Origin of the sequence: Tunturiibacter gelidiferens, assembly GCF_013410115.1 — a bacterium.
Taxonomy (GTDB): Bacteria; Acidobacteriota; Terriglobia; order Terriglobales; family Acidobacteriaceae; genus Edaphobacter; species Edaphobacter gelidiferens.
Map to the genome: position 1 here is coordinate 1,596,160 of NZ_JACCCV010000002.1, position 20,166 is coordinate 1,616,325.

17 protein-coding genes are annotated in these 20,166 nt (G+C 56.5%); 10 read left to right on the top strand and 7 right to left on the bottom strand.

Annotated features, from left to right (window positions below; genetic code table 11):
* Window positions 1–40: 40 nt before the first annotated feature.
* From HDF12_RS18695 to HDF12_RS18705, 3 genes are all read right to left on the bottom strand, one after another.
* Window positions 41–1,426, bottom strand: a complete 1,386-nt coding sequence (locus HDF12_RS18695; RefSeq protein ID WP_179585839.1) for a PQQ-dependent sugar dehydrogenase — start codon at window positions 1,424–1,426, stop codon at window positions 41–43.
* An 84-nt stretch (window positions 1,427–1,510) separates the two neighbouring features.
* Entirely contained in the window at window positions 1,511–2,398 is an 888-nt protein-coding gene (locus tag HDF12_RS18700) for an aldo/keto reductase (protein WP_179585841.1), read from the bottom strand.
* 83 nt (window positions 2,399–2,481) lie between these two features.
* Window positions 2,482–3,018 (bottom strand): cupin domain-containing protein, encoded by a 537-nt coding sequence (locus tag HDF12_RS18705; protein WP_179585843.1) that lies wholly within the window; start codon window positions 3,016–3,018, stop codon window positions 2,482–2,484.
* A gap of 204 nt (window positions 3,019–3,222) precedes the next feature.
* On the opposite strand from HDF12_RS18705, the gene HDF12_RS18710 reads away from it, so the two are divergent.
* From HDF12_RS18710 to HDF12_RS18725, 4 genes are all read left to right on the top strand, one after another.
* A complete protein-coding gene (locus HDF12_RS18710; protein WP_257025732.1) occupies window positions 3,223–3,843 on the top strand; it encodes a TetR/AcrR family transcriptional regulator in 621 nt (206 codons plus the stop codon).
* A gap of 799 nt (window positions 3,844–4,642) precedes the next feature.
* Window positions 4,643–5,428 carry a succinate dehydrogenase gene (locus tag HDF12_RS18715; protein WP_179585845.1) on the top strand — a complete coding sequence of 262 codons (786 nt, stop codon included), beginning with the start codon at window positions 4,643–4,645 and terminating at the stop codon, window positions 5,426–5,428.
* Window positions 5,429–7,243, top strand: coding sequence for a fumarate reductase/succinate dehydrogenase flavoprotein subunit (locus HDF12_RS18720; protein ID WP_179585847.1), 1,815 nt, complete (start codon window positions 5,429–5,431; stop codon window positions 7,241–7,243).
* A gap of 15 nt (window positions 7,244–7,258) precedes the next feature.
* Window positions 7,259–7,996, top strand: coding sequence for a succinate dehydrogenase/fumarate reductase iron-sulfur subunit (locus tag HDF12_RS18725; RefSeq protein ID WP_179585849.1), 738 nt, complete (start codon window positions 7,259–7,261; stop codon window positions 7,994–7,996).
* 35 nt (window positions 7,997–8,031) lie between these two features.
* Here HDF12_RS18725 and HDF12_RS18730 read toward each other — a convergent pair whose 3' ends face one another.
* Complete coding sequence (locus HDF12_RS18730; RefSeq protein ID WP_179585851.1) at window positions 8,032–8,547, bottom strand: hypothetical protein; 516 nt, start codon at window positions 8,545–8,547, stop codon at window positions 8,032–8,034.
* A gap of 765 nt (window positions 8,548–9,312) precedes the next feature.
* Here HDF12_RS18730 and HDF12_RS18735 point away from each other — a divergent pair.
* Together HDF12_RS18735 and HDF12_RS18740 are read left to right on the top strand one after the other, a co-directional pair.
* Entirely contained in the window at window positions 9,313–9,651 is a 339-nt protein-coding gene (locus tag HDF12_RS18735) for a PadR family transcriptional regulator (RefSeq protein WP_179585853.1), read from the top strand.
* Window positions 9,652–9,661: 10 nt separating this feature from the next.
* Window positions 9,662–12,382 (top strand): ABC transporter permease, encoded by a 2,721-nt coding sequence (locus tag HDF12_RS18740; RefSeq protein WP_179585855.1) that lies wholly within the window; start codon window positions 9,662–9,664, stop codon window positions 12,380–12,382.
* 9 nt (window positions 12,383–12,391) lie between these two features.
* On the opposite strand, the gene HDF12_RS18745 is transcribed toward HDF12_RS18740, so the two are convergent.
* Entirely contained in the window at window positions 12,392–13,375 is a 984-nt protein-coding gene (locus HDF12_RS18745) for a tetratricopeptide repeat protein (RefSeq protein ID WP_179585857.1), read from the bottom strand.
* Between the two features lie 812 nt (window positions 13,376–14,187).
* Between HDF12_RS18745 and HDF12_RS22695 the strand changes: the two genes are divergently transcribed.
* On the top strand, window positions 14,188–14,883 hold the full coding sequence (locus tag HDF12_RS22695) for an alpha/beta hydrolase family protein (protein ID WP_179585859.1): 696 nt from the start codon (window positions 14,188–14,190) through the stop codon (window positions 14,881–14,883).
* Window positions 14,884–14,993: 110 nt separating this feature from the next.
* Here the strand turns inward: HDF12_RS22695 and HDF12_RS18755 are convergent, their stop codons facing one another.
* The gene (locus tag HDF12_RS18755; RefSeq protein WP_179585861.1) at window positions 14,994–15,185 is read right to left on the bottom strand and encodes a hypothetical protein; all 192 of its coding nucleotides are present in this window, start codon (window positions 15,183–15,185) and stop codon (window positions 14,994–14,996) included.
* Between the two features lie 96 nt (window positions 15,186–15,281).
* Complete coding sequence (locus HDF12_RS18760; RefSeq protein ID WP_179585863.1) at window positions 15,282–15,716, bottom strand: hypothetical protein; 435 nt, start codon at window positions 15,714–15,716, stop codon at window positions 15,282–15,284.
* 700 nt (window positions 15,717–16,416) lie between these two features.
* On the opposite strand from HDF12_RS18760, the gene HDF12_RS18765 reads away from it, so the two are divergent.
* The 3 genes from HDF12_RS18765 to HDF12_RS18780 all read left to right on the top strand — a co-directional run bounded on the left by HDF12_RS18765 (window position 16,417) and on the right by HDF12_RS18780 (window position 20,019).
* The gene (locus HDF12_RS18765; protein ID WP_179587111.1) at window positions 16,417–16,668 is read left to right on the top strand and encodes a pentapeptide repeat-containing protein; all 252 of its coding nucleotides are present in this window, start codon (window positions 16,417–16,419) and stop codon (window positions 16,666–16,668) included.
* 383 nt (window positions 16,669–17,051) lie between these two features.
* On the top strand, window positions 17,052–17,408 hold the full coding sequence (locus tag HDF12_RS18775) for a PadR family transcriptional regulator (protein WP_179585865.1): 357 nt from the start codon (window positions 17,052–17,054) through the stop codon (window positions 17,406–17,408).
* 1 nt (window position 17,409) lies between these two features.
* Window positions 17,410–20,019 carry an ABC transporter permease gene (locus HDF12_RS18780; RefSeq protein WP_179585867.1) on the top strand — a complete coding sequence of 870 codons (2,610 nt, stop codon included), beginning with the start codon at window positions 17,410–17,412 and terminating at the stop codon, window positions 20,017–20,019.
* The last annotated feature ends 147 nt before the right edge of the window (window positions 20,020–20,166 follow it).

The window sequence follows — 20,166 nt, forward strand, 5'->3', positions numbered from 1 at the left end:
TGTTGGGTTGGATGTCTGCTCGAAATTCAGCACCGTCTGGCTATTTGCCGGTGTAAGATACGCGCCAAACGCTGCGAGAGCCGTCATCTGTCACGTAGAGAGCGCCATCATGACCCACGGCCACGCCTACAGGTCGGCCCCAGACCTGTCCATCCGCGGTGACGAATCCTGTAAGAAAGTCCTCATACTCGCCGGTGGCTCTGCCGTCCTTCATGGGAATCCGGATAACTTCATAGCCTCCGCGATTCGCACGATTCCAGGACCCGTGTTCGGATGCGAATCCGTCGCCATCGTATTGGGACGGGAACGTGGATTTACTGGTAGGGTAAAACGTCATTCCGAGCGAGGCCATATGAGGTTGAACCAGCACATCTGGCGTAATCACCTTGGACTTGAGTTCAGGATGCGTGCCCATTAGTCTCGGATCCTGATGGCCTCCCATATAAAACCAGGGCCAACCATAAAAGCCGCCTTCTTTCACTGAAGTCACATAGTCTGGAACGAGATTGTTCCCAAGGGCGTCACGCTCATTCGTTGAGCACCAGAGCTGACCGGTAATAGAGTTGATCGCCTCGCCGACGCAGTTACGAATGCCGTAGGCGTACACCTCGACAAATTTGCCCTCAGGGGTGTACTCAAGAACATCGGCCCGGTGAAACTCTCCGGGATGGGTGTCAGGATCGTCCGCATTCGATCCACTTCCCACCGACACCAACATATGCTTACCGTCGGCAGAAAAGACAACGTCTCGCGTCCAGTGGCCACCGCCGCGGAGTTGAGCATAGCCAGGAAGATCGGGCACGACTGTTTCGGGCGCGCGGTCTGCCTTCAGGTCTCCGGACTTGTAAGCGAATCGAACCACGGTCGTCGCGTTGCCGATGTATATCCAGCGAGGATTTGGGCCCGCGGGATAAAACGCAATGCCGAAGGGGTGATCGAGACCCGTAGCGTAGGTGCTGATGGTGTCCGCCTTCCCCGCATCAGTAACGCCGCGCAGCACCAGTATGGAGCCAGCCTGCGAGTCTGCTACGAAGAGATCGCCATTCGGTGCAGTATGGATAATGCGGGGCATCACGAAGGTTCCAGAGGTAGGCCCGTGCGTCTCTTTCTTATTTTCGGATCGCTGCATAGGAGTGGCTGCGTCACCGCCCGCATAGAGCTGAACCGTAAAACCGGCTGGGGCAATGGGCCACGCGCCCTCTGGCCTTTTAGCAAGGGTCGGACCGTTGTCTACAGATTCAGACGGCTTCGGTTCCGGCAAGTCTGCCACGGTGATCTTTCGTCGGACGCCAGGCTTTTGCTGCGTGTAGTCGGCGAAGGCGGACTGACCGGTGATCGTCTGCTGGGCATGGAGCGCAGACGGAAGAAACGCGGCGAAGGCGAGAGGGACTAATGCTTGGAACTTTGCGAGGCGTGAACGTTTCATAATTCTTATCTCCAGATCTGTATTTTTGGCGACAGTCGATCGTGCAATGGCTTAGCAAGAAGCATTCAAATTTTTAGCAGCGCTTCAACCGCGTAAACTTGCGGGAGGATGGCTTACAGCAGCCAACTTGTCGTACGCTGCCTGAGGGAGCTCAAGATCCCCAGCAGCGATATTCTCCTCCAGGTGCTTGACCGAGGACGTTCCGGGAATAGGCAGGATTACTTTGGAACGCTTAAGCAGCCAGGCCAAGGCGACCTGCAAAGGAGTTGCATCAAGATCATTCGCGACTTTCTTGATGCCATCATGTGCCTCCTTCGCTTGACCGAGGGGAGCCCACGGAAGGAAAGCAATATTGTTCTGCTCGCAATAATCGACGATGAAGTCGGATTCCCGGTCAGCGAAGCTGTAGCGGTTCTGCACCGAGACAATTGGCACGATCTTGCGTGCCCTTTCCACGTGTTCGCGAGTCACATTCGAAAGCGCAACATGACGGATCTTACCTTGCTTGCGGAGTCCGGCCAGTGCCTCTACCGAAGCCTCGAAGGACACGGCATTATCGGGAGCGTGCAGTTGATAGATGTCGATACGGTCCAGACGCAGACGCTTCAGACTCCCCTCGAGTGCTTCGGTAAGATGTTTCGGGCTGGCATTATGCGTCCATTGGCCGGGGCCCGGGCGCTCCCACCCACCTTTGGTTGCGATTACTAATCCAGTTGGATATGGGTGGAGCCCCTCCTCAATCAACTCTTCTGATGTGCCAGGGCCATAGGAGTCGGCCGTGTCGATCAGGTTCACGCCGAGTTCAATCGCGCGCCGTAGAGTCGCCAAGGCGGCGGCTTTGTCCGCGGGAGGTCCCCACACGCCTGCCCCAGTGATACGCATGGCGCCATAGCCCATCCGGTTGACCGTGATATCGCCACCGAAGGTGAGTGTGCCGGCAGCTGCAGCTGAAAGAATCGGTTTCTTATTCATTAGACTGCTCCTTTTCGTGTTGAATTTTGGAAGGCATATTCAGAGTGGCCGTCTTTTCGACAGCAAAGCTCGAGATATCTCTTCTAGTGCTCACTGGCGTTCCTCTTTAGCGGTTTTGAGTTGGTTGACGTCCAGAAATCATCAGGCAAGTTCACCACGATCGGCTCTGGTGTACTCCGTACAACTACCCATCGAAATGTGTGCTCCCGCGACGAATTGATTTCCTGATGCGGCAACCAGCCCGGCACATGCAGAAAATCACCCGCCCTAACGGTGGCTGAGTGTTCTCCCAGATCGCCCCACCGCACACAAGCCTCTCCTTCTAGGACGTAAACGACGGTGTCCTGTTCGCCGTGGTGGTGAATGCCGGTCTTAGCTGAAGGCTCGACCACGAATATGCCTGCCCATAGCGAGGAGACGATGCCATGCATCGCTGCAATGGCGGACATCCTCAGCGATCCCGGTGTCTGCTGAGTCTCGCTGCTCAATTCAGCGGGATGCACAACGCTGATCGTTGAATTGGATCCCGGTTGAGACGTCGACCGAACGGCGACTCCGCGCTGAATCGCAACCTGGTCAGCTATCGGGTCAATGAACGAATCATTAGGTTTGCTTCCCATATGACCTCCAGGTAGTTCATGATTGCCTTGCGTTCGTAATGTACTGTACTGTACATTACACATTAGATGCGCTCGACGGCAAATTCGACGCACGAGTGTTCCAGAGGTGCTGAAGAAAAAGAGCACATAAAATGCTGTTATTACGGGAGAAGTGAAGCTGTGGATCTTATTGAATATTTTTTACGCGTTCAGGACGGAAGATGAATGCCTGACAAGCGGTCGCGAGGAGACGTTCGAAACGGCAAACTTCAAAAAGTCGCAGCAGACTTGTTTCTGAAGCGCGGCTATGAAGGTGTCACCATCGACAAGATCGTTGAGTTGGCTGGCGGTTCGAAAAGCACCGTCTACAGCGAATTCGGTGGGAAATGTGGGCTGTTCATTAGCAGTATCGAGAACCTGTGCCGCGAGTCGAATGAGCCGCTCGCGAAGATCGACTACACAGGTTTGAACCTTGAAGAGAGCCTAAAGAAACTCTCTTTTCACATTTTGAAGCTCATCAGCGCAAAACGGTCCGTGGAGCTTCATCGTCTCGCCATCGGGGAGGCAGCGAATTGTCCCGAAGTAGGCGAGGCGTGGTACACGTACGGTCCCGCCAGAACGGCTTCCTTCATACGATTGGTATTGGAAAGCCATCGCGATGAGCTGCGAGGGACGACGGTCCCGATTGAACGGATAGCAGTGATGCTTCACGACTCATTGACGGGAGACATCCTATACCGTCTGTTGGCAGGAATCGGTGAGCATGAAAGTGATTCCGAACTCGAGCGATTGGCTTGCGCTGCCGTCGACGTCATTCTAGGGAATGTTTGTACCAATGTGCCTTAAGAACGTTACCTCGCACACCATGGAGTATTTGCTGCTACTTACATGATAGCGGCTTAGTCAGCGTCCAAACGCAGAACGACAGAGTCGTTGTTGTGATTGACTGGACACCGGTGATCTTTGCGCAATCAGAAATTGCAAGAAGCATTGGCGGAGAACTCTTGATGACAACGATATGCCTTTTTACGCGACGCATGTTTGAAGAACAGATATGACATGATGTTCCCGCAACGTGCGATGGCACAAATAGACTCTTGCCCGGGCATTCCTGTTTGAACTGCACATTCAGCGACAAGAGCACTCAATAACCCGAGTTTCGCGAACTTGCAGGAACCGAACAAGAGTCGAATCAGGTTCACTGAATCGGAGGAAGCTTTGCATAGCTCATACAAACTACCACTAACCCCCTTTCACGGCGATAACATGGGCTCGAATCCCACCGGGGACACCAATCAATTCAACTGTTTCAGCATCTCGTCACATTGCGTTCATTTTTCGGTGACTCTGTGGTGACCAAATGAAGCCCATCACCCGCAGTTTTGAATGATTGGCGACACGATGAGGCGTAGTTGCCGAAAAGCCGACTTTACGGGCATACAGGATACTTCCGGTTTGCCCGTCAACCGGGAGGAATTAGGTAGCACGAGGGCCGAACCGGGGATCACTTCCGCATGACTGTCGGTCCGGAATCAGCCTGACTCACATGGCAGGTGGTTGACTGTAGAGTTCTTGCTATACAATCCGATGCCATCGAGGCGGGAAGGGCGCAGTCTGCGAATGCCCCTCCGCCGTGGAGGGACTTGTGTCAGCTCCCGACATAGTCTGGAAAGACGGTAAGTTTGGCCAAACGTCGCGGCGCGACGCCTGGTGGCTTTCTCCGACGGCAATCCTCTTGGGTTTTGGCGCGTTTCTCGTCTATGCCAACTGGGCGGCATTCCAGAACAGCCATTACACCTATGGTCCGTATATCTCGCCGTTTTATTCGCCCGAGCTTTTCGGCAGCTCCCCACACGCCTTGTTTGGCCCGAAACCGAGATGGTATCCGAACTTTCTGCCCTTTTCTCCGGCGCTGTTCATTCTCTGGATTCCAGGCTTGTTCCGTGTGACCTGCTACTACTACCGCGGCGCGTATTACAAATCGTTTTGGGCCGATCCTCCGGCATGTGCGGTGAGTGAGCCCCGGAAAAGTTATTTGGGGGAAAGAACCTTTCCGCTCATTATGCAGAATTTTCATCGCTACTTTCTGAGGCTCTCGTACATTGTCTGGGGCTTTCTGGTCTACGACGCGTTGAGGTCTTTCTTTTTTCCTGAGGGATTTGGGATCGGGATTGGGAGTCTCGTTTTGGTCGTGAATGTCGTGCTTCTGGCCGGATACGTATTCGGGTGTCATGCATTCCGACACCTGATCGGCGGAACATTTGACCAGATCTCGGATCACCCCGTTCGGCACAAGATCTACAACTTTGTGAGCCGACTGAACGCGGGGCATAAGAAGTGGGCATGGGCGAGCCTTCTTTGGGTTGCTTTTTCCGATATTTACATCCGTCTCTGTTCGATGGGCATCTGGCATGACTGGAGAATTCTCTAGATGCCGGAATTCCAGCGGTTCTCCTACGACGTACTCGTGATTGGAGCTGGCGGAGCAGGCCTGCGCGCCGCCATCGAAGCTGGAGCCGCGGGTGCGAAGGTCGGCGTGGTCTGCAAATCACTACTCGGCAAAGCGCATACTGTAATGGCCGAAGGAGGCATCGCGGCAGCGCTGGCCAATGTCGACGATCGCGATAACTGGCGGGTTCATTTCGCCGATACGATGCGTGGCGGTCAGTACCTGAACAACTGGCGCATGGCCGAACTCCACGCTAAAGAAGCTCCGGAATGCGTCCGCGAACTCGAGGCATGGGGCGCGCTTTTCGATCGCACGACGGACGGCAAGATTCTTCAACGAAACTTCGGCGGACACCGATATCCCCGGCTGGCCCACGTCGGCGACCGCACCGGCCTGGAGATGATACGCACACTCCAGGACCACGGCGTCCATACTGGGATGGAAGTCCACATGGAGTGCACGGTACTCAGCCTGCTGCTCGACGGAAATCGCATTGCAGGAGCTTGCGGATACGACCGCGAGAGGGGCCGCTTCCAGTTGTGGGAGGCGAAGGCAGTGGTGCTGGCCACCGGCGGAATCGGGCGTGCCTTCAAGGTGACCAGCAACAGTTGGGAATATACAGGCGACGGCCTTGCGTTGGCGTATCGCGCCGGAGCCGAACTCCAGGACATGGAATTCGTTCAGTTTCACCCCACCGGCATGGTCTGGCCGATCAGCGTGAGCGGGATTCTCGTAACCGAAGGTGTCCGCGGCGAAGGCGGCGTCTTGCGCAACAGCGAAGGCCGCCGATTCATGTTCGACGACATCCCTGACCTGTATAAGGAGCAGACTGCGGACTCTGAGGAAGAAGGCTGGCGGTATACGCAAGGTGATAAGAATGCGCGCCGTCCGCCCGAGTTGCTCACCAGGGACCATGTTGCGCGGTGCATCAATCGCGAAGTCAAGGCAGGTCGCGGCTCGCCGCATGGCGGTGTCTTCCTCGATATTTCCTGGATCAAGGAGCGCATGCCGAAATCAGAGGAGCATATCAAACGCAAGCTCCCCAGCATGTATCACCAATTCAAGCAGCTTGCCGATCTTGACATCACGAAAGAGCCGATGGAAGTCGGTCCAACGACTCACTACATGATGGGGGGAATTCGCGTCGATGGCGATTCGCAGATGTCCAATGTGCCCGGGCTTTTCGCCGCGGGGGAGGCGGCAGCAGGATTGCATGGCGCGAATCGGCTGGGCGGAAATTCCCTTTCTGATCTCGTTGTATTCGGAAGGCGTGCGGGGCGCTTTGCCGCAGAATTCGCCAACGCCAACGGCCCAGTAACGATCGACGAGGAGGAGCTTCAGACCGCCGCAACAGCGGCCCTCGCTCCCTTTGACCGTGGCCCTGCCGGCGAGAACCCATACCAGATTCAATACGATCTGCAGGAAACCATGCAGGACCTCGTCGGGATCGTGCGGGTCGAGAGTGAAATGCAACAGGCGCTCGACGCGATCGGGCAGTTAAGCACGCGAGCAGAGCGAACAGGCATAGCGGGCAATCGCGAGTACAACAACGGCTGGCACACGACGATCGATATCGGCAACATGATGGTCGTGTCTGAAGCAATTACCCGTGCTGCGCTGCTGCGAAAAGAAAGCCGCGGCGCGCAGTTCCGCGAAGACTTCCCGAACAAGGATTCGGAGTGGGGAAAGTACAACATCGTCATCAGGCGAAGCGCAGACGGTGAGATGCAAGTCGAAAGGCGCGCACTGACGCCGATGCCGGATGAGCTAAAGAAGGTGATTGAAGAGATGAAATAGCGGGAGACGACAGAGATGGCCACACCAGCGACATTTCGCATCTGGCGCGGAAACTCCGCAGGCGGCGCATTCCGGGATTACACAACACCCGTGGAGGAGGGCATGGTTGTTCTGGACGCGGTGCACCGCATCCAGGCGCAGCAAGCACCCGACCTGGCGGTGAGATGGAACTGCAAGGCCGGCAAGTGTGGGTCGTGCTCTGCCGAAATCAATGGCATGCCCAGCCTTATGTGTATGACCCGGCTAAGTGCCATCGACCTGAATATGCCAGTCATCGTGGAACCGATGCACGCGTTTCCGGTCATACGCGATCTGGTCACAGATGTTTCGTGGAATTTCCAGGCTAAGAAGACGATCAAGCAATTCAAGCCACGCCCACCCGACGCGGCCGATGGAACATGGCGAATCCAGCAGGCCGACGTCGAGCGCGTGCAGGAGTTTCGCAAATGCATCGAGTGTTTTCTCTGCCAGGACGTGTGCCACGTTCTGAGGGAACACCACAAGCACGACGAATTTATCGGTCCGCGTCTGCTCGTCTATTCAGCCGCACTGGAAATGCATCCGCTTGACACCGAAGACCGGGTCAGCGATTTGAGGCACAAACACAACATCGGTTACTGCAACATCACGACTTGTTGCCGCCAGGTCTGCCCCGAGTCGATCACGATTACAGAGAACGCGATCATCCCGCTCAAAGAGCGCGTCGTGGACCGTTATTTCGATCCCCTGAAGCGGCTGTTCCGCATCCTCTAACTGAAACTCATTTCTCCCAATAACGGGGAGATTTGCTATCTCGGCCGGGCGTCCTGGACATCAAAAGGAACCAATTCCTGTTCCAATTCTCCCCATTCGTAGGCGGGATTTTGAAGCAGCCGCACGCAGCTATTCCAGCGAAGGATGGCATCGTCGTTCCCTATCGGGCGGATTTTCTCAGCCTCTGCAAAATGGCGCAGAGCATGGTCGAAAAGCGCCACCAATGAGCGAGGCAGTTGCCCAGCGTTGAGCTGGGCTTTTGCGCGTCGCTCGTGCAGAATCCCAGCGTAGTAGAGGCGCTCGTACGAATCCCTGAGTTGCCGGAAGATCTCTTCGGTTTCCCGGTAGCGATCAGACTCACGGCCGGTGAATTGATCTGTAAGGGAGAGACCAAGCAAACGCAGTGCGGGCTGATGCTGCGGTTCGATGGTCAAGATATCGCGACAGATCGACTCTGCCTCTTCCGGTTCGTTGAGCGAGCGATAGAGTTCAGCTTTCGAGATGGCCACAGCAATCCCAGCTGTCGAAATGAGTTTAACCTTATATTCCATGGCTCTTTCCCTCCATGTTCAATTTTCTCTGGCGCCGCGAATGTTGCGAACCGAGCCCTATGTTCCGGTCCGGCAATTCGACCAACGGCCAGATTGGAAGTGAGCTGCGTCTGGATCCAACCCCCGCATCAACGCAACAACGCTGTGCATCGGCGGTACACGATAGTCGGCTGCCGCTTCGTTTACTGCCTATCGTCCTGAAAACCCTCAGCGTCGCGTCTGCGAATGAGCCTTTGGCAGTGATCAGCATCCCTAATTGTTCCAATCCTCTGCGAAGAATTGGTTCAGATCGTCTGCAACTGAAGAACCCGAGTTTTCAACGGGGTCATCACGCCTGCCTTCTTGACCACGACATTATGCTTCTTTCCCTAAGCGTAGTCCAGACTTGATTAGAGCCTCGTCGGCGGCCCTTGCAGCTCCACAGCTCGGAGATCAGTCCTGGTAAACGCCATGCTCGTCACCTAACTCCCGGATGGTCTGCAATACGGAAGTAATCATTCTCTTTTTGTAGTGCACGCAAAACGGGTTTTTCGACAATAACGGGATCGAACTTGCCGATAACCGGACTTTACGGGCACTACAGGATACTCCGGGTTTGCCCGTCATCCGGCCGCAACCCGGGAATCTGGAACCCCTCACGAGGCTCAATAGTCCCTAGGTTTTCGTGATAGGCGAACTATACTCTTGAGACAATCGAGGGACTTCCTGTTGACATTCAACTGGAAAAGGGCGCAAAGTATCTGTTGAGAATCAACAGGGGAGCAAATGGGCGAGAGCAAATCTGACGTTCTGCAAGGCACCCTCGATCTGATGGTGCTGAAGACACTGGAGTCCATGGGCCCATTGCATGGCTATGGCATAGCACGTCGGATCGAGCAGGTAAGCGATGACACTCTCAACCTGAATCAGGGGACCATCTATCCGGCTCTTCTTCGCCTGCAGCAGAAGCGCTGGATTACTGCCGAATGGGGAACCTCAGAGAACAACCGCCGCGCCAAGTACTACTCCCTGAGCCGATCCGGCAGGAAGCAGATCGAAAAAGAGACGGAAAGCTGGGAGCGGATCGCTGCCACGATGGCCCGCTTCCTCACCACGCCTCGTTAGGAGTTCTTCTATGGGCTGGCTGCAAACCTTGTGGAGCCGCTGCGTCGCCTTCTTCGGAGAGAGCAAGCTCGACGAGGAGCTCGACGAGGAGTTGCTTACGCACCTCGATCTCGCCGTGGAAGAGAACCTGCATCGCGGCATGTCGCCACAGGACGCAAGGCGCGCCGCACTCCTCAAATTTGGCGGCGTAGCCCAGACCAGGGAAAGCTACCGCCGGCAACGTGGGCTCCCATTCGTCGATGCGCTGATTCAGGATGTGCGCTTTGGAACCCGTCAGATCAGGCACTCTCCCGGCTTCGCTCTGATTGCCATCCTTACGCTCTCTCTCGGAATCGGAGCCAACACTGCCGTCTTTACCTTGACCCATGCCCTCTTGCTGAAGACTCTGCCCGTCCGCGATCCCGGCGAGTTGGTGCGGTTGACCATCAGTATGAGCGCCGAAAGGAATGGCAGTAACGCGCCTCTCAACCTCCCGATCATCGAATTCATCGAGAGTCATTCGCGCTCCTTTCATGGCATCTTTGCCTGGTGTGTCTACGACTTTCCCTTCAGGGACGGAGCCGTCAACAGCGGCATACACGGCGCAATCCTAAGCGGCAATGCCTTTCAGTCTCTGGGCGTAAACCCATCGCTGGGCCGTCTGCTTACTCCCGCCGACGACCAGCCGGGCGGCGGACCCGACGGCCTGGCCGCAGTCATCAGCCATCGCATCTGGATCGAACGCTATCAAGCCAGCCCTTCCGTGCTCGGAAGGCACATCACCGTGACCGACCACAGTGCGACCATCGTCGGTGTTGCTCCCGCTGGATTCGAGGGAGTCATCGTCGCCGAACATCCCGACATCTATCTGCCGCTCGAATTTCAGGCAATCCTCTATGGCCAGGACACCAAGCGCGACGGCGGCCGGCTGTGGCTCGATACATTTGCCCGTCTCAACCCAGGCGTCACCCGCGCGCAGGCCGAAGCAGAGATCAGCGCTCTCTTTCCCGCCATCCTCGACGCGACTCTGCCACCTGCTCTGCGGCATATGCCTCAGATTGAGAGAGCCCGTCTCGAAGTCAGGCCCGCGAGCACTGGCTGGAGCAGGCTTCGTTCACAGTACACGGAACCGCTGTTGCTCCTGCAACTGATGGTCGCCGCCGTTCTGCTCATCTGCTGTGCCAATCTCTCCGGCCTCTTTCTCGCCCGCGCCTCCGCCCGCCGGCAGGAGTTCGCGATTCGCGGAGCCTTGGGAGCAAGCCGGCTACGCATCATGCGGCAGCTCTTCGTCGAGTGCCTCATGCTGGCTCTCCCCGGCGCGCTCCTCGGCATCTGGCTCGCCACCCTCAGTGGCCCCTGGATCCTCCACATGCTCGGCAACGCCGAGGCGGAGCAGGCAATCTCCATGCGGCCCAATCTCACCGTGCTCTCTGTCACCATCGCCTGTGCCGTCTTCTGTGCCTTCCTCTTCGGGATGGCTCCCGCCTGGACCGCAGGCCGCACCAGCGTAGACGCGGACCTCCGCAGCTCCCATCCGCGAATGCATCTCGGTGCCGCCGGGCTGGGCAGTTTTTTCGTCCCCTTTCAGTTGGCCCTTTCGCTCACACTGGTGGTGATCGCTGCGTTATTCGGCACCACCATAACCCATCTGCTCACCGAGGACTCCGGCTATCGAACCGACAACGTACTCATCGTGCTGACCGACTTCCTTCGCATCCCCGAAAAAGGCGATGCCTTAGTCGCCCTCTACCGCCGCATGGCTGCGCGCATGGAGGAGCTTCCAGGCATCGAGCAGGCCAGTGTCGCCGCAATCTCACCCCTCATGGGAGATCGTTGGATGGACGAATTCGTCGCTGCAGACAAATCCGGGCAAGCCCAGCCAACTGAAGTCATGGGGAATGTAATAGCGGCCCACTACTTTTCTGCGGTAGGCATACCCATCCTCGCCGGGCGCGACCTGGAAAATAAAGACTCCGACCGAAACTCCTGCGTCATAAGCCACGCCGCAGCTCGGCTCTACTTCCCCAACACCTCGGCCCTTGGCAAAACCCTGCGAAACATCGTTCGTTACCAAAAAAACGCCAACTATCCCTTCCACGACTTCCAGATCGTCGGCATCGTTCAGGATACGAAGTACGACACCTTGCGCGAGTCGACCCCACCCATCGTCTATCTTCCAATTACTACCGGCAATGCCGGCATGACTAACGCCGGAGCCAATCTCTTCTTCGTCATTCATGCCCGCAACGATGCCGCTGCGAGATCGGCATATCTCACTGCATTGCACGAGATGGCCCCGTCCAGTCCTGAGATCGCCCCGTTCGAATTCAAACAGACCTTTCTCGACTCAGTCTCACGCGAGCGGCTGTTATCCGCCATGTCAGGCTTCTTCGCATTCCTCGGTCTGTTGCTAAGCGGCATCGGTGTCTATGGTCTTGTGGCATGGAACGTGACCCGGAGAACAACGGAGATCGGTCTCCGAATGGCACTCGGCGCGACTCGCATGGAAGTCTTCCACCTCGTCATGCGTCAGGTGATGCGTTTGCTCGCCATAGGTCTCTTCGCCGGAGGACTAGGCGCATTCTTCGCCGCCCGCATGGTCCGCGACTTCCTCTTTGAGATCCAACCAGGTAATCCCGCCATCTTCCTGTCCTCTGCGATGCTGCTTGTATCGATCGCCGTGCTGGCCGCTCTGTTGCCCGCACGGCGTGCCGTCTCCATCGATCCCATGCAGGCACTGAAGACCGAGTAGTCGCTCCCTTCAAAAGAGCGCAGCAATATCGATCGTCTGCATCGTCTGGCTGTTTGGCTCCCGGCTCAAATGAGCACGCCCCTGCTTAATCTCCCGCTCCACCTCGTGGGCAGCTCTTTGCTCATGTGTGTCTCGAAGAAAATGCGCGTACTGCGTCAGCACAGACAGATAAGTAGGATGCCATCCCAACGTCTTGCCCAGAATCTCCGATCCACGCTGCATCAGGCTATTCGCCGATGCCGCATCACCGCTCTTCCAGTACGCATAGCCCAGCAGAAATGTATTCAGCCCGGTTGGCAGCTGCTCAGCCCCATAAAATTCGTTCGAAAGCTGTAGCCCGGACTGCAGGTAAGAGATGGCCTCAGGGTATCGATGCAACTGGCATAGAGAGCCGGACAGAACCAGCTGCGCGCCGATCTTGTCCTCCGGAGTGGCGTTCCTGTCCTTCGAGAACGCATCGAAGGCGCGCAGCGCAAACGATCGAGATCTCTCCGCCTGATGTTCCCGCAGATATAGCGCAGAAAGGTGATACCAGCTCTGCGACAGCTCTGGCTCCAACCCAGCCGCCTCCCGCATCTTCATCGCCTTCGACTCCGCAGCTTCCGCACCCTTTAGATTACCCGTCTCCATGTAAAGGGTTCCCAGGCGATCAATGGTATCTGCGAGGCCTGGCGCAGAGACCGGCACAGCCGTCAGCAGCCTCATAGCGTGCTCATAGGCCGTCTCCGAGGGACCGTACCTGCCTGCATCCTGGTACAGAATGCCGAGACGTAACCATATACCCCCTGCCTCGACTGCCGGCATCTGCGGTGGCTCCGCACTACGCGACGCCGCTTCATACGCGGCTGTCTCTCTTTGCAGATCTTCCCGTGTCAGGATCTGCGCCTTCAGCCGCAAGCCGTTCGCACAGCATGCCGCGAGGCAAACAAGAAGAAGATACGATCTCTTCGACCGCACGACGAATCCGCTGGACAGCATAGAAAAGGCTTTCATGAGTAAGGTCCTCCTAAATGACCGCATCCATCAAGAGCACTTAGGTTGCCATGTTGGATCTCTACATAAGCGCATTTTTATGTTGAATGCCTACATGAGAAAAGATTGTTGTTGTGTCCATTTATGAGAATGACTTGTCCAGAAGCGGACGCTGCGACGGACTTCGACCTTCAGCTCGGCCAGACATCTCGGGTTTGCAGATACAGATTCCCCGTCCAATCTGGCATGCGGTTCGGGGCAAAGTAACAGGCGAACTGCCAACAGGGCCTCACCGAATCAATGTGATGTTCTCCCGAACAATGGGAACCATCGATGTCATCGGCGGAGAACTTTGACCGTCGAAGGATTGAAGGGTCTGGTGGACTAATGCTTTGTCATCCCAGTAAACGAAGGAATGCTGTCCAAAAGGAGTGCCCTCATACATTCCTGAGAATCATCCCCCACCTCCTAAGCTTATCGTTCCGGGCTTTCTTGTCTCACGAAACCGCTGCATAACTAGCTTTTTGTATTCTTGGCCTTTTCTCTGCATACGGACTATATCCAGTTTGGGACTTCGATGATTTACATGATGACTAAGCATCTGCATCACAGGCTCAAGGCGTCCTTCGGGAAATTGGTCGATAAGAAGTTTGAGTTCATCTCTGGTCGCCATGATGGCGTCAGCATATCGCGGTACATACGACGCAGCAACAATCTCGCTTTCATCTGGGAATAACCGGAGTTTTCGCAAACTGACCTCGTGCTTTCACGAGATACTGTAACCAAAGTCTGTTTCAGCCGATGCTGCGATCGTTTCTCCACTCCAGGACGCCATGAACAACAGCCGGGAATTCTTGGACGCTACACCGAATGAAGCACCCGTTCGAGGGTTCGTGCACCGGCCGACCGGTTCGGGCGGCGACTGCCTTGTCCTAACGCACGGTGCGGGAGCGAACTGCGGATCTCAGCTTCTCGTGGCACTGGCGGTTGCGTTTTGCGACTCGGGGCTAACAGTCCTTCGTTGCGATCTTCCCTTCCGCCAGATGCGACCACATGGGCCCCCACCGCGCGGCAGTGCTGAGCGCGATCAACAGGGACTTCGAGCGGCAGTTGGATCCCTGCGCCGACAAACTTCGGGCCGAGTGTTCCTCGGCGGTCATTCGTACGGAGGGAGGCAAGCGTCGATGCTCGGCGCGACCGAACCCGGTCTCGTCGACGGACTCCTATTGCTCTCATACCCGCTTCACCCACCACAACGACCCCATGAGTTACGAACGGAGCACTTCCCACGCCTCCGAACCCCGGCGATGTTCGTCCACGGCACACGGGATGGGTTCGGCTCCATCGATGAGGTGGTGGTGGTGCTGAAGCTCATTCGGGCAAGGACCGTACTGCTTCCAGTTCCTGGCGCAGGGCACGAACTCGTGACGAAGCGGAATCACGAGGAGGTGCCCAAGCTAGTCGTGGAGGCATTCCGATTATTCGCTTCCGGTTCTATCTCGGTCACCGAGCCTGAACAAGCGCCATGAGAGCTTTTCTGAGACACTTCCCAAACGAGGACTTCTAGGGCGCTCAGTCGGTGCGAAAGCGATTTCGCACTCCCTGAAGCACGGTCTGTCCCCAGAAATTGACCTTAGTGCTACTCGAAGAGGGAGATGGCGACTCGGAGATCGTCGGCCAGGCGTCGGTATAGCTCCTGTACGGTGCGGAGCGCCAGGAGCTGGTCTGTGGTCTGTGGCGGCTCCGAGGCGATCATTTTTTCGATGGCCTCAATGTCGGTCGCGACAGATGCAAGCTTTTCGTTCAAGAGATCCACGGGGGCTTGTGGCATGGCAAACAGGCTACCACTCGGAGGGCGTCGGTATCGATGAAGGAAAGATCCTTCGATTTATCGGTAAAGCCAGAAAAGATGCCGGTGGGGGTGAGTTTAGTTGAGGTGGCGTACCGATCCGACGGGGTGAACTTGCCGATAACCCGACTTTGCGGGAATCTTCAACTTACCTTGGGTTGAGACTTTTGATTGCTGCAGCGATCCGAGCAGTGATCGTGTTGGCTTTCTCTTCAGACCGTAGCTGGAGTCGTTGGGCGCAAGCCCGGGAACATAGTTGCAGATGCGTTTTGTCTCTGTACCTAGCCACGGAGCAAGTCGCTCCTCGTTCGCCGCCCATCCAAGCCACTCTGCCACTTCGACCTTCAACAGCGTCTCCAGTACGCCGTCGTGGCGGGCAGCGGTCGAGACATCCTCCAAGAATGCACAGATTGGCAAAATCATTTCCAGATCTCCGTTCTCCATCGCAGCGGTCAGGGCAGGGATGAGGATCGAGCCGAAGACACTGTATTGACCGGGTTCTTCGTCTCCCATATATGCGAATTCTGTACGATAAACAGCTTCTAGCTTGGGAATTCGGATGAACAACTCAGGCACGACAGTCGCGTAGTTGATGGGTTGAGAATACGCGGGGTGAGACGTTCCCTCAAAACGGAGTTTTGGGAAACTTCGTCCAGCGGAGTTGGAAAGAATCAGCCTGGGTTAAACTTTCGGCATGCATGTCCTGGACATCCTGACTGAGTTGAAGTTCTCTACAAGGATCAATTGGGTTACCCACATCCTCGCGGGCCTGGGTTGACTGAAGCCGACGTTCAACGGTGGAGCGCTTGCTCGACGAACCCCGCTCTACTCTGTACGACGAAATAGCAATGAATTTAGCTCAGGGTTTCCACTCTTCTGCGATGACGTTCGCCTTCTGCGACGCAGTGGTGAACGGTCTTTTACGGTGTGATTACGTCAGCCGACGAACACCGCCCCGCCCTCTGGGATATATTCGTCGCTTTTGACGAAGGTGAGTATTACCACGGGAACAATCGAGACGAAGATCCCGTGGAGGTTTATACACGGCCCATGATTGCTCGCATTGTTGGCGCTGGCTCATCGACATCATAGGGCCTGAGTGTGTGTGACATCGAACCTCGCGAAAAACGGGGTTATGAGAAGCTTCGACCTTGAGCTTGCCGCAAAGCCGACTTTCAAGGAACTATCATGGTTCTAAACTCCTGAAGATCTAATGAAGATCGCCACCCGCGCAGATTTTGAGATCGAAATAGATGCATCAGTCCTCGCAGGCTATAACTTTGACGGCATGTACTTGCACCGAGCGATATTTGAGGGAGCTGACCTCAAATATTCAACTTTTATTGAGGCGGACCTTCAAGGCGCTTACCTGATGGGTGCGGACGCTTCCCACGCAAATTTCACTGATGCCTCGCTTATAAACGGGATTCCTCAACGGAGCAAACCTTGGCGGGTGTGTTTTTGACAGGACTCGATTGATAGGTGCGACGTTTGACTCTCTGACGATTTGGCCGGAGAATTTCGACCCCACCCTTCACGGCGCAATACGAGTCTAAGATTCCCTGGCGTAACTGCACCATCCGTTCCTCACGAAAAACGGGGCTTTCGGCAACTTCCATGCAGGCAGCACCCGTAGTTTCCGAAAACGGGACTTTTCGGGAACGCTAGCCGCCTATTGGTAAACACAAGCGCGTTTCTCGTTACTGATCGGCCTTTTGGCGCACAAATTATTCTCAATGAGCTCTACGTCCCTGAGGTCGTCTTCGGAGAATTCACCCTGCTTTGTCCCTTGACAGGCGATGGTCGAATGTCTACTATCACTGCCAGATCGACGGTAGAGTGTCTTCTATGGCGAAGCGAGCACAGCAACGGGTCGGGCTGCTCCAGGGAACGCTTGACATGCTTATCCTGAGGACCCTTCTCCATGGGCCTGCTCACGGTCACCAGATCGGAAAGCATATTCAGAGGACCACGAATGAATTCCTGCAGATGCAGCATGGCTCGCTCTATCCCGCGCTCCATCGCCTGGAAGAACGAGGATGGGTCGTCTCCAAATGGGAGACTGCGCCGGACCGAAATCGGGAGTTCAAATACTACCGGTTGACTGACAAAGGCAGGAAGCAGTTGCTGGTCGAAGAGTCGCAGTGGAAGCAGATGGCCGAAGCCGTCGCGCGCGTGATGTGGCCGGTACCCGAGGAGGCCTGACATGAGATGGTGGCAGATCAAGAAGAGAGATGCCGACCTGGAGCGGGAGTTGCGCTCCGATCTTGAGTTGGAAGAAGAGGAGCAGCGGGAGGGTGGCGTTTCAGGAGAAGAGGCTCGCTACGCAGCCCTGCGCGCCTTTGGCAATCCGACTCTTATTCGTGACCAGACACACGCGGTGTGGTCCTGGAGTTGGATTGAATCCCTCGCCCGCGATCTGCGCTTTAGTTTGCGCACGCTTCGCCGCACGCCCGGCTTTACGATCATCGCCATTCTCGTGATGGCGTTGGGCATTGGCGCCAACGTCGCGCTGTTCACGGTGGTGCGTGGCGTATTGCTCAAGCCCTTGCCGTTCCATGATCCGGATCGCCTTGTGATGCTCTACGAGGCGGGCGCTCTTGGGGACGACACGACCGATACCAACGTGGTCTCTGGCGGCATGTACGCCGAGTGGAAGAAGCAGAACCGCAGCTACAGCAGTCTCGCGCTCGCGCAGGGTATTCGGGTTGGGCTCTCGGGTTCGGGCGGGCAATTGCCGGAGAAGCTGAGGAGTGCGTTGTTTTCCTGGGACATGCTCCGCACACTGGGCGTGCAGCCCGCGCTGGGCCGCGATTTTACGCAGGCCGATGACAGTCCCACAGCCAACGGCACAGTGTTGCTCAGCTGGGGTCTGTGGAAGCGACGCTTCGGCGGTGACCCTGGAATTCTGAACCAGACGATCGAGTTGGATGCTGCGCCATTTACCGTTATCGGTGTTATGCCGGCATGGTTTGATTTTCCTGACCCGTCTACGCAGCTATGGACACCGGTTTACCACGACAAGCCCGAAGCCATGATGACCTCGTTGAACAATCACATGTTCCGCGTTGTGGGGCGGCTGAAGCCGGGAGTCACCGCGGCGCAAGGCGTGGCCGATCTGAGTCTCATCTCCCAGCGCATCCACAATGCGCACCTCGACGACCCATTCGTATTCAGAGGCGCGAGCAGCCGGCCGTTGCTGGAGCACCTGGTAGGCGAAATCAGGAAGCCACTCTACGTGCTGCTGGAGGCGACATGCTGCCTGCTGCTGATTGCCTGCCTCAATGTGGCCAACCTGCTGGTGGCGCGTGCGGCGGCGCGGCGCAAAGAGTTGGCTATTCGCACCGCTCTGGGCGGAGGCTGGCTGCGTCTGATGAGCGAGCGGATGATGGAGTGCCTGATGCTTTCGGCAGCCGGCGGTGTTCTGGGACTTTTGCTCGCCTTCGCCGCGCTTCATTGGCTGTCGCAGGCTCGCCACGACATGAGCCGTGTCGACTCGATCCACATCGACGGCGTGGTGGCGGCGTTTACGGTCGGCGTTATCATGCTGTGCGCGCTGTTTTCCGGACTCATTGCTGCGTTCAGTAACAGCGACAGGCACATTCTCGGCGCGCTGCATGAGGCGTCGCGTTCGGTAGGTGGGGGCACTGCGCGGGCCACGTTGCGCAAGGTGCTGCTCATGCTCGAAGTCGGACTGACTGTGATCTTGCTCGTTGGCGCAGGGCTGCTGCTCAAAAGCTATGAACGATTGCGCTCCGCCGATATGGGCTGCATTACGCAAGGTGTGATCACCATGCATCTTGGCCTCCCTGATGCCCGCTATGCGACGCCAGCCCAGCGAGCCAACTTCTACGACTCGCTGCTCGAACGTGTGCGCGCTTTGCCGGGGGTGGACGCGGCAGGCTTTGCAACACTTGTGCCCGGGCAGGGCTATGAGGTGGATTCAACTTTCAACATTGTGGAGCATCCCCCTTTGCCCCAAGGCAGAGGTCTGTATGCTCTAAGCCGCTCGGCCGATCCGAAGTACTTCGGCGCGATGGGCATTCCGATTTTGCGCGGACGCACATTTGACGGGAAGCGATTGGCTGCAGCCGACGAAGTGATTATCAGCCAATCTTTCGCCAGCCAGTACTTTCCGGGTGAAGATCCGCTGGGCAAGCATCTGCACGTACATGGGCAGAATGCCGTTATTGTGGGGATTGTCGGGGATACCCGCTACGCAATCGGCGAGACGCCGCGGCCGGTGCAGTACTTTTCGCTGGATGCCGGCGTTGAGAACGTTGGGACGCTTGTGATTCGCTCGAGTCATGACCCGGAGCAGTTCGCTCTCCCGGTACAGCGAATCGTCTCGGAGATGGACCGCGATCTGCCTGTCTCCGATGTGCTCACCATGAACCAGTTGCTGGGGAAATCGACCCAGGACCAGAGCTTCAACACGACGCTGCTCGTCGCTTTTGGCTCGCTGTCGCTGGTTCTTGCGGCGGTTGGATTGTTCGGCGTGATGTCGTACATCGGAGCGCAGCGGACGACCGAGATCGGCATCCGCATCGCACTGGGAGCACGACGTGAACAGGTAATGCGGAAGATGTTGCTGGATGGAATGCAGCCCGCGGTCTTCGGTCTTGTCGTGGGACTCACAGCAAGCCTGGCAGCCGGCCGGTTAATGCGCGACCTGCTTTATCAGATCAAGCCGCTCGATCCGGCGGTTTTTGCCGCGGTTGCCGCAACACTGCTTGCAGTGGCCGTCTTTGCATGTATCGTTCCCGCGTGGCGTGCATCGCGCCTTGATCCAATGAAAGCATTGAGAGCCGAATAGTCGATATTCCGCCAATCTTCCAGAGGCACTCAATTGGTACGTCATCGTCTAAGCGCTCATCAAGGCTGGATTAGTAACGAGAAGTCGGCTTCTCAGTAGTAATCCTCGACTACGCAACAGTCATTCCATGAAAACGGCATTTCGGCA

Coding starts and splice junctions, on each gene's coding strand:
- HDF12_RS18740 (WP_179585855.1), top strand. CDS start 9,662: ATGGGCTGGCTGCAAACCTTGTGGAGCCGCTGCGTCGCCTTCTTCGGA.
- HDF12_RS18735 (WP_179585853.1), top strand. CDS start 9,313: ATGGGCGAGAGCAAATCTGACGTTCTGCAAGGCACCCTCGATCTGATG.
- HDF12_RS18775 (WP_179585865.1), top strand. CDS start 17,052: ATGGCGAAGCGAGCACAGCAACGGGTCGGGCTGCTCCAGGGAACGCTT.
- HDF12_RS18710 (WP_257025732.1), top strand. CDS start 3,223: ATGCCTGACAAGCGGTCGCGAGGAGACGTTCGAAACGGCAAACTTCAA.
- HDF12_RS18695 (WP_179585839.1), bottom strand. CDS start 1,426: ATGAAACGTTCACGCCTCGCAAAGTTCCAAGCATTAGTCCCTCTCGCC.
- HDF12_RS18725 (WP_179585849.1), top strand. CDS start 7,259: ATGGCCACACCAGCGACATTTCGCATCTGGCGCGGAAACTCCGCAGGC.
- HDF12_RS18720 (WP_179585847.1), top strand. CDS start 5,429: ATGCCGGAATTCCAGCGGTTCTCCTACGACGTACTCGTGATTGGAGCT.
- HDF12_RS18705 (WP_179585843.1), bottom strand. CDS start 3,018: ATGGGAAGCAAACCTAATGATTCGTTCATTGACCCGATAGCTGACCAG.
- HDF12_RS18755 (WP_179585861.1), bottom strand. CDS start 15,185: ATGCCACAAGCCCCCGTGGATCTCTTGAACGAAAAGCTTGCATCTGTC.
- HDF12_RS18730 (WP_179585851.1), bottom strand. CDS start 8,547: ATGGAATATAAGGTTAAACTCATTTCGACAGCTGGGATTGCTGTGGCC.
- HDF12_RS18765 (WP_179587111.1), top strand. CDS start 16,417: ATGAAGATCGCCACCCGCGCAGATTTTGAGATCGAAATAGATGCATCA.
- HDF12_RS22695 (WP_179585859.1), top strand. CDS start 14,188: ATGAACAACAGCCGGGAATTCTTGGACGCTACACCGAATGAAGCACCC.
- HDF12_RS18780 (WP_179585867.1), top strand. CDS start 17,410: ATGAGATGGTGGCAGATCAAGAAGAGAGATGCCGACCTGGAGCGGGAG.
- HDF12_RS18700 (WP_179585841.1), bottom strand. CDS start 2,398: ATGAATAAGAAACCGATTCTTTCAGCTGCAGCTGCCGGCACACTCACC.
- HDF12_RS18745 (WP_179585857.1), bottom strand. CDS start 13,375: ATGAAAGCCTTTTCTATGCTGTCCAGCGGATTCGTCGTGCGGTCGAAG.
- HDF12_RS18760 (WP_179585863.1), bottom strand. CDS start 15,716: ATGGGAGACGAAGAACCCGGTCAATACAGTGTCTTCGGCTCGATCCTC.